Below are 13473 nucleotides of genomic sequence, written 5' to 3' on the forward strand. Positions count from 1 at the left end.
CTCGGTGCACTCCGGAGGGGCTCAGGACCAGCGTTCGATGATGAGCCGGGCCAGGTCGGGCGGGTCGGCGGCTTCCGCACCCGCCGCCAGCACGGCCTCGGCCGCGGTGGCGTCGAAGCACGAGCCCGGTGTCTGCGCCAGCACGCGTCCGCCGGCCGACTGCAGGGCCAGCACCGCGGGCAGGACCGAGGGCGCGGCGCCGCTGAGCATCAGGACCACGCTGTCGGACACCGGCAGGGCCGCGACCAGGGACGACAGGTCATCGGCGCGGGTGAAAGTGAAATTCTTGTCGGCGTACTGGATGCCGACACCCGGCGGCAGCACGGCGACACGACCGGGATAGACGAGCTTGCCTTCGACCGCCAGGTCCAGCGGCAGCTTGCTGGCCTTGGCCAGCTGGCCGACCAGGCGGTCGTGTTTGCCCGTGTCCAGATGCTGGTACAGCAGCACCGGCACCGGCAGCGTCGGCGGCAGCGCCGACAGCAGCTGGCGCACGGCATCCGGGCCGCCCAGGCCGGCGAAGACCAGCAGGGCGCCACTGGTGATCACCGCCGCGTGCGCGCTTTCGGCATCCGCGAGACTGAGGCCCGGCGCACGACCGGAGGCCGGCGCGAGCGGTGGCGGCAACTCGGATTCGGCCGTGCTGCCAGCAGCGATTTCGGCGTCCATCGGCATCAGTTCGAGGGAGCCGAAGCCGCTGCTGCGGGGCGCCGGCGCGGCCGGCGCGGCTGGCTCGGCCAGGTCGGCCAGGTCGGTTTCCGGCTTCTGGAACGAGGCGGAGAAATCCGGCTCCTTCGGCGCCTGGCGCTGGTCGTTGGCCTCGAAGGCATCCAACTGCGCGGCCAGGGCGGCGACATCGTCATCCATGCCCTCGGCCAGCGCCACGTCGTCTTCGCTGAAGGAAGAAAAATTCACCGGGCCGTCCGCCAACTGGACGTCGGCGAGCAACGGTTCCTCGTCATCGAGGCTGAGCAGGTCGGATTCTTCCGCGACCGTGAGCGGCGCACCCTCTTCGGGCAGGGCCGAGAGATCGATGTCGAGATTCGTCGGGTCGAATTTCAGGTCTTCGCCGCTGGCGTCGTGGCGCGGCGTGGTCTGCACCTCGGCATTCACGCGGCCCATGGCCTGCTCCAGGTCGCCCAGGTCGAGATCGAGCTCGGCGTCACCGACATCCAACCCGCTGTCTTCGAGCGGCGAGTCCGGGGCGACGTCCACGGCGGCCAGCGACGGCGTGCTGGGTACCCATTCGGACAGGTCCAGCGACTCGGCGGCGTAATCCTCGAGTTTTTCGTTGGCCATTTCCTGCGCAGGCGTCGGCGGCGCGCCGGGTTCGAGCGCCAGTTCGATCTCCGGCAGGTGGTCGGCGCCACCGGGCGGCGGCGGCAGCAGGTCACTGCCCACCAGTTTGGCGGCCAGGTGGCGGGCCCAGCGGGCCAGGTCCCAACCATCGAGCTGGCGGGTCACCTCGGCGTCGTCGTACATCACTTCGACGCCGGGCGCGGCCAACAGATCGTCGAAACGCGACAGCGAGTCTTCCAGCGCGGGCTCCAGGCTTACCAGCACGACCGAGGGTTTTTCGCCGGCGACGGTACCGGGGTCGAGCTCGGCCGGATCGCCTTCGGCGACCAGCTGCGCGCCCAGCTCCGCCAGTGCCCGGCGGAGTTGGTCGCGCGCGTCACCGGGACGGGCCAGCAGGGCGACGCGGACCGGCGAGTCAAGCATTGACCGGCTCCATGCCCAGCATCTCGAACACGTTCCGCATCAGCTCCACTTCCTGGTACGGCTTGCCCAGGTAGCGGTTGACGCCGATGTCGAAGGCGCGCTGGCGGTGCTTCTCGCCGGTACGCGAGGTGATCATGATGATCGGCACGTCCTTCAGGCGCGGATCCGACTTCATGTTCTGCGCCAGTTCGTAGCCATCCATGCGCGGCATCTCGATGTCGAGCAGCATCAGGTCGGGCACGCGTTCGGCCATCTTCTCGATCGCATCCACGCCGTCCTTCGCCGTCAGCACTTCCATGTTGTGGCGTTCCAGCACGCGGCCGGTGACCTTGCGCATGGTGATCGAGTCGTCCACCACCATCACCGCCGGGATGCGGCGTGCGGCCGGCGCCGGCGCGGCCGGCACCAGTTCCAGGCTGCGGTCGATGCTGGCCTGGCGGCGCACCAGCGGCGCGACGTCCAGGATCACGACGACGCGGCCGTCACCCATGATGGTGGCGCCGAAGATGCCCGGGATCGAGTTGACCTGCGGACCCACCGGCTTGACCACGATTTCCTTGCTGCCCAGCACCTGGTCGATGCAGATGGCGGCGCGCAGGTCACCCGAGCGGGCGAGCAGCAGCGGCATCTGCAGACTGTCCTGCGCCTTGGCCGGGGCGTGGCCGATCAGGCGACCCAGGTCGTGGATGGCGTAGGACTCACCGGCGTAGGTGAAGCTGGGGTTGTCGGTGGCCAGCTGCTTGTCGAGGTCGGCACGGCCCATGCGGCCCACGCCCTGCACCGAGGCGATCGGCACCGCGAAGCTGGTGTCACCGATCTTGACGAACACCGCCTGCGTCACCGCCAGGGTGAACGGCAGGCGGATGGTGAAGGTGCTGCCCTTGCCGACTTCCGATTCGATACTGAGCGAGCCGCCGAGCTGGCGGATTTCGCTGTACACCACGTCCATGCCGACACCGCGGCCGGCCAGGCGGCTGACCGAAGCGGCGGTGGAGAAACCGGTCTCGAGGATGAAACCGTACAACGACTGGTCGGAGACTTCGGCGTCGGCCTTGAGCAGACCGCGCTCGATCGCCTTCTTGCGGATCGCTTCCTTGTCCAGGCCGCGGCCGTCGTCGCTGACCTTGAGCACGACTTCGGAACCTTCGCGTTGCACCTGGACCCGGACGTTGCCCTCTTCCGGCTTCTTCGCCTTCCTGCGGTCGGCGGGTGTCTCCAGGCCGTGCGCGACGGCGTTGCGGAGCATGTGCTCCAGCGGCGCGGTCATGCGGTCGAGCACGTTGCGGTCCATTTCGCCGCTGGCGCCATCGACCTTCAGGTTGACCTGCTTGCCGGTTTCGCTGCCGGACTGGCGCAGCACGCGGCGCAGGCGCGGCACCAGCGCATCGAAGGGCACCATGCGCGTGCGCATCAGGCCTTCCTGCAGGTCCGAGCTCACGCGCGACTGCTGCAGCAGCAGGGTTTCGTACTGGCGGGTCAGGTCGTCCAGCGAGCCCTGCAGGCTGACCAGGTCGGCCGCGGACTCCGACAGCGAACGCGACAGCTGCTGCTGGGTGGTGAAGCGGTCGAGTTCCAGCGGATCGAAGGTCTCGTCGCCGGTATCGCCCTCGCGCTGGTAGCGCGCGATGATCTGCGCTTCGGTCTCGATGTCGAGCTTGCGCAGCTGCTCGCGCAGTCGCGTGGTGGTCTGGCCGAGTTCGCCGAGGTTGGCGCGGAAGGCACCGAGCTGCTGTTCCAGGCGGGCGCGGTAGATGGCCACCTCGCCGGCGTAGTTGACCAGGCGGTCGAGCAGGTCGGCGCGGATGCGCACCTGTTCCTGCGGCGCGCGCACGCCACCGATGTCTTCCTCTTCGCCGATGCCTTCGATCGGGGCCGACAGCGGCGCCATCTCGTTGGCGATGCCGGTACGCGGCGCCAGCGTGGGCCGCGTGACGGCGGCTTCCTCGGCGGCGGCGGCCTTGCGGTCGAGTGCGGTTTCGGTGATGGCGGGACGGGTCTCGGCAACGGCAGGCGCAGCGGCTTCGCCGGCTTCCAGCGGACGGCCCTTGGCCAGGGCGTCGATCTGGCCGATCAGGTTGGCCGGCAGCACAATGGCCTTGCGTTCGCCGACACGCGTGACCATGCCGTGCAGGCGGTCGAAGGCGCGCTCAAGCACCACCACGCCGGTCTGGTCGAGCTCGCGACGGCCTTCTGCCACGACTTCGAGCAGCGACTCCATGGCGTGGCCCAGCTCGCCGACGGCATAGATGCCGGCCATGCGGGCGCCGCCCTTGAGCGTGTGCAGGTCGCGCTGGAGACCGACCACGAGTTCGCGGTCGTTGGTGCGCTCGCGCAGTTCGGCCAGCAGGCCGTCGGAATGGTCGAGCAGGTCGCCCGACTCTTAAGGAAGATGTCGAGCAGGTCTACGTCGATGTCGCTGGTGTCGAGCTCGGCGTCCGGGTCGTCGGATCCAGCGCCAGCGGCACCTGGTTGGCGACCGCGGAGAAGGCTTCCTCGACGGCGGCTTCTTCGGGCTCGGCGGCTTCGGCCTGGACTTCCTCGACTTCGATGTCCTGGATCTCGATCGATTCGACTTCGATCGATTCGACATCGAGGGTTTCCACCGGGAGCCCGGCCGGGACTTCGGGCGACGTGGCCGCCTCGAGCTCGTCCAGGCTCATGCCATAAATCTCGTTTGCGGCGGCGGCTTCGGCAGCGGCGGCTTCGGCAGCGGCGGCTTCGGCGGCAGCGGCTTCGGCGGCAGCGGCTTCGGCGGCGGCAGCTTCGGCGGCGGCAGCTTCGGCGGCGGCAGCTTCGGCGGCGGCAGCTTCGGCGGCGGCAGCTTCGGCGGCGGCAGCTTCGGCGGCGGCAGCTTCGGCGGCGGCAGCTTCGGCGGCGGCAGCTTCGGCGGCGGCAGCTTCGGCAGCGGCGGCTTCGGCGGCGGCAGCTTCGGCGGCGGCAGCTTCGGCGGCAGCAGCTTCGGCGGCAGCAGCTTCGGCGGCAGCAGCTTCGGCGGCAGCAGCTTCGGCGGCAGCAGCTTCGGCGGCGGCAGCTTCGGCAGCAGCAGCTTCGGCAGCAGCAGCTTCGGCAGCAGCAGCTTCGGCAGCAGCAGCTTCGGCAGCAGCAGCTTCGGCAGCAGCAGCTTCGGCGGCAGCGGCTTCAGCAGCAGCTTCGGCAGCAGCAGCTTCGGCGGCAGCGGCTTCAGCAGCAGCAGCTTCGGCAGCAGCAGCTTCGACAGCAGCGGCTTCAGCAGCAGCTTCGGCGGCGGCAGCTTCGGCGGCGGCAGCGCCTGCCAGCGCGGCTTCCGCCGCGGCGATTTCATCCAGGGAAAGGCCCAGGCCCGGATCCTCGGACTCGAATTCCGTGATCGACAGTGCGGGCGCACCGGATTCGGCAGCAACGGGCACGTCGAGGAAGGCGTCCAGGAAATCGTTTCCTGGTCGTCGCCCTGGAAGGTTTCCTCCAGGCCCGAGGGGGTGTCGTCGTAGGTGAACTCCGGCAGCCCGGACAGGTCCGGCGCCTCCATCGGCACGGCCGTCGGCATGACGCCTTCCGGCTCTTCCGGATGCAGCGGCATGCTCGGCAGCGATGCCTCGGGCAGGCCGTCGCGCAGGGTCGCGACGCGCTGCGCCAGCTCGGCGTAGTTCGGCAGCGTCGGGCGCGGACGTTCCAGCGCGGCAACCACCTCGCGGATCGCGGTGGCGGCATCGGACACGACGGCGACACCCTCCGGGCCCGGCGTCTGCTGGCTGGCCAGCGAACGCTTCATGAAGCCTTCCAGCGGCGCGGTGACATCGGTCAAGGCCGTGACCTCGGTCATCGCGAACGCGCCGTTCATCGTATGCACGGCACGCAGCAGCGGGTCGGTCACCGGCTGCGGGCCGCCGGCCGCACAGGCGGCCAGCCAGGCGTCGACGGTTTCCAGATGCCCCGCGACTTCAGGCTTGAGGATCTCGAACAGCACCGGGTCGATGGCGAAGTCGCCGGCTTCCGCCTCGGCTTCAGCTTCGACTTCGGGCGCGATCTCTTCGGGCTCGGCTTCCACGACGGACATCGGAGCAGGAGCTGCCGCTGCGATGTCGGCCACCGGGGCGGCCACGACCGCCGCAGGCGCCGGCGCCGCGGCCGGTGCCGCCGCCATCGGGACCGGCTGGTAGAAGGCTTCTTCACCGGCCGCAACCCGGTCCGCCAACTGCTGGATGCCTTCCAGGTCGGCGTGCACGGTTTCGTTCTGCAGTGCGGCGCGCAGCAGCGGCAGGGTGTTGAACGCGTGTTCGATCAGCGACACCACGGCCGGGCTGGCCGGGCGGGTGCCGTCGAGCACGCGGTTGAGCATGCTCTCGACCTTCCAGCTGAACTCGCCCAGGGTCTTGGCACCCACCAGGCGACCGCTGCCCTTGAGCGTGTGGAATACGCGCCGGATCGGGCGCAGCTGTTCCATGTTGTCCGGCTTCTTGCGCCAGGTCGGCAGCAGTTGCTCGAGGTTGCCGATTTCCTCCTGGAATTCCTCCAGGAAGACTTCGCGGATCTCGTCGTCGATCTCGTCGCTGCTGCCATCGAAACCCGGGATGGGCGGCAGGCCGCCTGCGGGTGCCGGCGCTGCGGCCACGGGCTGCGGCGGTTCGACCACCACCGGTTCCGGCCCGGACACGGGCACCTGCTCCGGCGCTGCCGCAACCGCGCCGTCGGGTTCGACGATGGGTTCCTGTTCCAGCTCCGGGATGGGCGGCAGGTCGACCGGGAGTTCAAAGGCCGTGGTCAGTTCGACCGGGGCTTCGATGATGGCTTCGGGCAGCCCGGGTTCGTCCTTCGGCTCAGGAGTCGGCTCAGGGCGCGCCGCTTGCGGCGCAGGCACACGCGCGGCCGGTGCGGCAGGCATCTCTTCGGCGGGCAGCGGCCAATAACCAAGCGCCTCGAGATTCTGGCGGGCGATGTCGAGGATCTGTTCGCGTTTCGGGCGGCGGTCGCGCAGGGCTTCGAGGTAGTACTCGAGGCCCGCCAGTGCATCGGCCAGGCGATCCATCTGCTGGCCATTGGGCACGCGGTGGCGGCGCAGCAGTTCGCTCTCGGTGAAGCGGCGCACGGCGGCCAGGTACTGTGGCGCGTCCTCGATCTCCAGGATGCGCAGCGCACCGGAAACTTCCTCCAGCAGTCGCGGCACATCGGCCAGCTGGGCGTGGTCCCAGTGGGTCTCGACGAAGGCGACGAAACACTGCCGGGCCTGCGCGAAGTTGGCGATCGCTTCCTTCACCAGCACCTCGAGCACCTTGCGGGCCTCGCTGCTGGGCAATGCGGTCTCGTCGACCGGCGGGGCATCGGCGCCGGAATCGGCCTCGCCGAGTCGGGCCACCTGGTCGTCCAGCGAGGCTTCGACGTAAAGCAGGGCGCCGGCGATGTCGAGCAGGGCCGACTCGTCGGCCGTGCGTTCGCCACTGACGATGGCGTGGATGGCGGTGCGCTGGTCCTGCACGACCCGGCGCGGCACGCCCAGGCCGAGCATGCCCAGCGTGTCGGCGACGCGGTCCAGTGCTTCCACCTGGTCGTTGAGGCCGGCGGCCGGCGCGTCCGGCGTGCGCAGGTGCAGGTCCAGTGCGTCCTTGACGCGCAGCAGGTCTTCCTTGATCGCACCGGCGACGGTGGCCAGCAGCGCGCGGTTGCGCCCGCTCAGGCTGCCGCGGGCGTGCGCGAGTTCGGACTCGCTGGGCAGGTACTCGCCCAGGCCGAACACCTGGCGGATCTCGCCGATGCGGCCGTGGTCGGTCGGCGCATGCGCCACGAAATAAAGCAGCTGGCGGGTCAGCTCCAGCGGCGGGTCGCTGCGGAAGGCGGCGTCGCCACCTTCGGCCAGGCGCTTGATCTCGCGCTCGACCTTGGCCAGCGCCTGCTTGAGCGGCTTGCTGGCTTCGAAGGCGTTCTTGGCCAGCGCGTCGAGCGTGCCGGCGGCGACCCAGAACAGGCGGCGCGCATGCTCGGCGTCGGTGATCGGCACCAATTGTTCGCAGACGTCGGTGAGGTCGCGGATGGTGGCGGCGCTGTTGTCGTCCTTGAGCCAGCGCAGCAGGGCGCCCTGGAACAGGTTGCGCATGGTTTCGGCGCGGCGCTTGAGTTCGTCGGGCTGCAGCGGCGCGGCCGGGCCGGCCGCGGACATCGGCAGCGGCCGCGACAGGTCGGGCGAGAACAGCACGGATTCGGACAAGCCCTTCTCGCCGCGCGGTTCGCGCAGTTCGTTGAGCAGGGGCAGCAGTACGATCGGAATGTCGCGATGGCCGCTCTGCAGGCGCTCGAGATAATCGGGCAGCTGCACGATGCCGCGCATCAGCGCCGCATAACCGGTCTCGCGTTCGGCCACCGTGCCCTCGACCAGGGCCTTGGCCAGCTGTTCCATTTCCTCGGCCACCATGGCGGCGCCGTAGAGCTCGACCATGCGCAGCGTGCCCTGCACCTGGTGCAGGTAGTTCGCGCAGGCCTTCAGCTGACCCGGCTCCTCGCCGTCCTCGACATAGGCTTCGAGCGCCTGGCGCGCCTGGCGCAAGGTCTCGTCGAGCTCGGGCTTGACCCAGGTGAGCGTGGTGAAATCGATGTTTTCGTGCAGCCTCATGCCGAGGTCCTGTCAGTGTGTGGACGCCGGGAGGGACGTCCGCACCGGAGTGATGCCAGGGGCAAGCCGGAACCGGGCATCAGCCCGGCAGCTTGAAGTCCGCGACCGAACGGCGCAGGTCGGCGGCCAACTGGGCGAGGTTTCCGATCGACTCCGCCGTCTGGTTCGCACCCTGCGACGTCTGCGTGGTGATCTCCTGAATCACGCTCATGGTGGCCGTGATGTTGGTCGCCGCGGTGGACTGCTGGCGTGCCGCCTGGGAGATGTTCTGGATGAGGTCCGCGAGGTCGTTGGACACCTTTTCGATCTCGCCCAGGGCCAGGCCCGCGTCCTCGGCCAGTCGGGCACCGGCCACCACTTCCGCGGTGGTCTGTTCCATCGAGCTGACGGCTTCGTTGGTATCGGACTGAATGGTCTGCACCAGGGCCTCGATTCGCTTGGTCGCGTTCGAGGCGCGTTCCGCGAGTCGCTGCACTTCGTCGGCCACCACCGCGAAGCCTCGACCGGCTTCACCGGCGGAGGCCGCCTGGATGGCGGCGTTCAGCGCCAGGATGTTCGTCTGTTCGGAGATGTCGTTGATGAGCTCAACGATGGAACCGATTTTCCTGGGAGCTTTCGCCCAGTCGCTTGATTCGCTTCGAGGTCTCCTGGATCTGGTCACGGATGTTGTCCATGCCCTGGATCGTCTGGCGCACCACTTCGGCGCCCTTGGCGGCGATCTGCACGGAGCGCTGCGCCACGTCGGCCGATTCGGCGGAGTTCTTCGAAACCTCGTCGATGGACGATGCGATTTCGTTGATCTGCGCCGAGGCGCTGGTGATCTGCTGCGCCTGGTGTTCGGCGGCTTCCGCCAGGTGCATCGCGGTGGCCTGCGTTTCCTGGGCGGCGGCGGCGACCTGCACCGCGGTTTCGTTGATGGTGGACACCAGGGATCGCAGCGCTTCCACCGCGAAGTTGATGGAGTCGGCGATCGCGCCGGTGATGTCCTCGGTGACGGTGGCCTTTACGGTCAGGTCGCCTTCGGCGAGCGAACCCATTTCGTCCAGCAGGCGCAGAATCGCCTCCCTGGTTACGCTGGTTCAGCTCCTGGGTGGTGCCGAGGCGGCGGCGCTGGTCGCGGAAGATGGTGAACAACAGGCCGAGCAGGCCGACCACGGCGCCGATACCGCCACCGATGGCCCAGTAGTTGTTCGGGAAGAAGCGCTGGTAGTTGATGGCGTCGAAGCTGGAGAACAGCGCCTGGCTGTTCTCGAGCAGCACGTTCGAGTCCTCGGAGATCTGGGTCGCCGCGCCCTGCACTTCGGCCAGGTCGGCGGAGGCGCCGAGCACGGTGTCCAGGTCGCCCTGGGCTTCGCTGTAGAGGGTTTCCACCGCTTCCAGCGCGGCCAGGCCGGCCGGGGTGGTGACGCGGTTCACGCCGAGTTCGGCATTGCCTTCCTTGAAGCCCTGCAGCACCTGGGCGAACACGGTGGCGTCGCGCGAGAGCGCGTCGGCCGCCGAGACGGTGTTCTCGCCGCCGGCGACGATTTCCGTAACGCGGCGCGACATGCGGTCGGCGAGCACGATCTGGCGGTTGGCGATCGAGATCTGCGAGGCGGGGCGTTGGCGTCGGACAGGGCGCGCACCACTTCGTCGAGCTGGAACGAGAGCCGGGGCACGCGGGCGGTGAACTGCGCCGCGGTGTCGGAGAGGTTGAGCACCTCCTCCTCGGACTGGGTGATTCGCTCGGCCGCGGCGGCCATCGGGGTCCAGGTCTCGGTCACCTTGCCCAGCGCGCTGCTGACGCCCATGGCGTTGGCATCGCCCTCGTAGCCCTTGACGCCCTCTGCCTCGCTGCCGCTGCGCAGGGCGCCCACGATCGAGTCGATGCGCGACTTGGTGGCCTTGAACTCGGTGAAGGCGTCGGCGTTGCCGTCCACCGCTTCCTGGGTGTACTTCGCAAGCTGCTGCGAAAGCACCTGCAGGTCGGCGGTCAGGCCTCGCGCGTTGTTTTCCTGGTTGTTCAGGTAGCCCGCGTAGATGAAGTTGGCGCCGAACACCAGCAACGAGATGATGAGGATCAACGCCCAGAAGCCCAGGCCGAAATTGGTTAGCTTGTCGGTGAACGAGCGCGGATTAGTGCTCATGACTGGACCTCAACCCCTGTTTAAAGACCAACATTTGAAGTACGTACAAGGGCCACTTATGCGGTGGCCTGGCGGAATTCGGAGTGCGTGTCAGCAGGGACATGTTGAACACGCCCCAGGTCTGCTCGGACAGGCGGTAGGCCTGGCCGACGAAGTGGCCGTAGCGGCCGTCGTTCTCACCGGCCAGTTCGGTCCGGTGGGAGTCGTTGAAGGTGCGCTGGCCGAACAGCTCGTCGATGATCACCGCGACGTTGCCGCCGGACTGGCGCACGACCAGGCAACGCTGGCCCTCGTGCACCACGGTGCGCTCGCCTTCGAGGAACTGCTTGAGGTCGACCACCGGCAGCAGGCTGCCGCGCACGTTGGCCACGCCCAGCATCCAGGCGTGCGCGCCGGGCACCGGTGTCACCGGCGGCAGCGGCAGGATCTCGACCACTTCGTCGAAGGACGACACCAGGCGGCGCTGGCCCAGGCGGAAGCCCACGCCGCGCCAGTGGCCCGGGGCCTCGACCATCTCGGGACGGCCTGCGACATGGGCGAGCGAACGCTCCTCGTAGTCGAGCAGGGTCGCGAACGGACCAGGCCGCTTGTTCTGCTGTGACGAGTGCGAGGACTTGGCCATGTCGTGCTCAGCCGCCCGGGACGAACTTGCGGATGGCCGACAGCAGCTCATCGCGCGTGAAGGGCTTGGTCAGGTACTGCTCGGAACCGACGATGCGGCCGCGCGCCTTGTCGAACAGGCCGTCCTTGGAGGACAGCATGATGACCGGCGTGGACTTGAACATCTGGTTGTTCTTGATCAGCGCGCAGGTCTGGTAGCCATCGAGGCGCGGCATCATGATGTCGACGAAGACGATCTGCGGCTGGTGGTCGGCGATCTTGGCGAGCGCCTCGAACCCGTCGGTCGCGGTCACCACATCGCAGCCTTCCTTCTTCAGGAGGGTCTCGGCGGTCCGGCGGATCGTCTTGGAGTCGTCAATGACCATGACCCGCAAGCCGGCCAGGTGGTTTTCGTCCATCTCACTCCCCATTGCAAAGCTGTCCCTGGCAGCGCGGACTCCATCCCGGAGCCCGCAGATTGCTAGCTTATATCCCAGCCGCGCCCAAATGTGTCAAGCACGTCCCGGTTCCGGTGTGACCGCCCGCACGATCCACCGGAGGCCCTGCTAGGCTAGGCGCCCGGGATGACGGAGATGCAGGCGCCGATGGCACTCGACGTGGCCGTGGTGATGGATCCGATCGGCAATATCAAGATCGGCAAGGATACTAGCTTCGCGATGATGCTCGAGGCCCGGCGCCGCGGGCACCGGCTGCACTACGTGCTGCCGGGTGGCCTGTCGCTGGATGGTTCGCGTCCGATGGCCCGCCTGGCCGAGGCCGAGGTCCGCGACGATCCGGCCGACTGGTACAGCCTGGGCCCGGTGCGTACCCGCCCACTGGCCGAAATGGACGTGGTGCTGATGCGCACCGACCCGCCGGTGGACGCGGATTACCTGCACGACACTCATATCCTTACGCTGGCCCAGGCCGAGGGCGTGCTGGTGGTCAATGACCCCCGGGGACTGCGCGACCTGAACGAGAAGCTGGGCGCCCTGCTCTTCCCGCAGTGCTGCCCGCCGACCCGGGTCTCCCGGGATGCCGGCGAGCTCAAGGCCTTCGTGGCCGAGCATGGCGAGGTGGTGCTCAAGCCCCTGGACGGCATGGGTGGCCGCTCGATCTTCCGGGTCCGGGCCGGCGACCCGAACCTGAACGTGATCCTGGAAACCCTGACCGAGGGCGGCCGGCACCTGGCCCTGGCCCAGCGCTACCTGCCGGAGATCACCGACGGCGACAAGCGCATCCTGCTGGTGGACGGTGAGCCGGTGCCCTATTGCCTGGCCCGGATCCCCCAGGGCGACGAGTTCCGCGGCAACCTGGCCGCCGGCGGCCGCGGCGAGGGCCGCCCGCTGTCGGACCGGGACCGCTGGATCGCCGCCCAGGTCGGGCCGGAGCTCAAGCGCCGGGGCATGCTGTTCGTGGGCCTGGACGTGATCGGCGACTGGCTGACCGAGGTCAATGTCACCAGCCCGACCTGCGTGCGGGAGCTCGACGCCCAGTTCGGGCTGAACATCGCCGGCCAGCTGTTCGACGCGATCGAGGCCCGCCGGGCCGGCCGCGGCTGAGATGGCGGCCGTCCAACCCGTGCAACCCGGCCAGATCGGCCCCGCGGAACGGCTCAGCGCCACCCTGGCCCTGTCCCTGGTCGCGTTCGGGGTGCTGATCCTGGGCGTGGGCTTCGCCCGCGACGCCGCGGCCCCGGTCACCCCGACCCTGGACGTGATCCTGACCGAGACCCGCAGCGACAGCCCACCCGAGGATGCCGACTTCATCGCCCAGGCACACAACCAGGGCGGCGGCGACAGCGACCGGGCCGAACGGCCACGCGAGGAACAGCTCGCCCCCGTGCCCAAGCCCGAACCGGGCCTGGCGCCCGAAACCATGGTCGCCCAGGCCCCGCCACCGGAGCCCGAGCCGACCCCGCGCCTGCTCAGTACCACCGCCCGCAGCGAACAGACCCTGCCGCCGCCCGAGGACCAGCGCGACACCGACCCCAACACCCTGCCCCCGGGCCGCGAACTGGTGCAGCAGAACCTGGAGATGGCCCGGCTGGCCGCCGAGATCGAACGCCGCCAGGAGCTGCTGGCCAAACGCCCGAAGCGCAAGTTCGTTTCGGCCAGCACCCGTGAATATGAATACGCCAGCTACCTGCGCGCCTGGGTGACCAAGGTCGAGCGGGTCGGCAACCTCAACTACCCCGATGAAGCACGACGCCGCGCCTTGGGCGGCCGGCTGGTGATGACCGTGGCGGTGAAGCGCGACGGCAGCATCGAGGAGATCGTGCTCAACCGCAGCAGCGGCCTGGGCGTGCTGGACCAGGCGGCGATGCGCATCGTGCGGCTGTCGGAACCGTTCCCGCCGCTGCCGGTGACGCAGGAAAACATCGATGTGCTGCACATCACCCGCACCTGGCAGTTCCAGAACGGCAACGTCGCCAGCGAATAAGCGCCC

At 68.9% G+C, this 13473-nt stretch carries 4 protein-coding genes and 4 pseudogenes; 2 read left to right on the forward strand and 6 right to left on the reverse strand.

Translation table 11 applies throughout. The annotated features are described in order from the left end of the window. Window positions 1-21: 21 nt before the first annotated feature. The 6 genes and pseudogenes from FRZ33_RS14390 to pilG form a co-directional block, all read right to left on the reverse strand. Window positions 22-1722: a chemotaxis protein CheB gene (locus tag FRZ33_RS14390; protein WP_146910453.1), complete on the reverse strand. Its 1701-nt coding sequence runs from the start codon at window positions 1720-1722 to the stop codon at window positions 22-24. Next, window positions 1715-4592: pseudogene (locus FRZ33_RS14395) on the reverse strand (response regulator); the annotation flags it as partial. The pseudogene FRZ33_RS14395 and the gene FRZ33_RS14390, both read right to left, overlap by 8 nt. Before the next feature lie 659 nt (window positions 4593-5251). After that, window positions 5252-8299: pseudogene (locus tag FRZ33_RS15315) on the reverse strand (Hpt domain-containing protein); the annotation flags it as partial. Between the two features lie 79 nt (window positions 8300-8378). Further along, window positions 8379-10425 (reverse strand): annotated as a pseudogene (locus FRZ33_RS16560) (methyl-accepting chemotaxis protein). 56 nt (window positions 10426-10481) lie between these two features. Further along, window positions 10482-11047: pseudogene (locus FRZ33_RS14430) on the reverse strand (chemotaxis protein CheW). A gap of 7 nt (window positions 11048-11054) precedes the next feature. Beyond that, a complete protein-coding gene (gene pilG / locus FRZ33_RS14435) occupies window positions 11055-11444 on the reverse strand; it encodes a twitching motility response regulator PilG (protein ID WP_194163161.1) in 390 nt (129 codons plus the stop codon). 186 nt (window positions 11445-11630) lie between these two features. Between pilG and gshB the strand changes: the two genes are divergently transcribed. Together gshB and FRZ33_RS14445 are read left to right on the forward strand one after the other, a co-directional pair. After that, window positions 11631-12587: a glutathione synthase gene (gene gshB / locus FRZ33_RS14440; protein WP_146910665.1), complete on the forward strand. Its 957-nt coding sequence runs from the start codon at window positions 11631-11633 to the stop codon at window positions 12585-12587. Between the two features lies 1 nt (window position 12588). Next, complete coding sequence (locus FRZ33_RS14445; RefSeq protein ID WP_146910456.1) at window positions 12589-13467, forward strand: energy transducer TonB; 879 nt, start codon at window positions 12589-12591, stop codon at window positions 13465-13467. Window positions 13468-13473: the final 6 nt, after the last annotated feature.

Source organism: Arenimonas daejeonensis, from assembly GCF_007993735.1.
Classification (GTDB): Bacteria; Pseudomonadota; Gammaproteobacteria; order Xanthomonadales; family Xanthomonadaceae; genus Arenimonas; species Arenimonas daejeonensis.

Excerpts from the sequence above, each read along its gene's own strand:
- FRZ33_RS14390 (WP_146910453.1), bottom strand. The coding sequence starts at position 1,722 with ATGCTTGACTCGCCGGTCCGCGTCGCCCTGCTGGCCCGTCCCGGTGAC.
- pilG (WP_194163161.1), bottom strand. The coding sequence starts at position 11,444 with ATGGACGAAAACCACCTGGCCGGCTTGCGGGTCATGGTCATTGACGAC.
- gshB (WP_146910665.1), top strand. The coding sequence starts at position 11,631 with ATGGCACTCGACGTGGCCGTGGTGATGGATCCGATCGGCAATATCAAG.
- FRZ33_RS14445 (WP_146910456.1), top strand. The coding sequence starts at position 12,589 with ATGGCGGCCGTCCAACCCGTGCAACCCGGCCAGATCGGCCCCGCGGAA.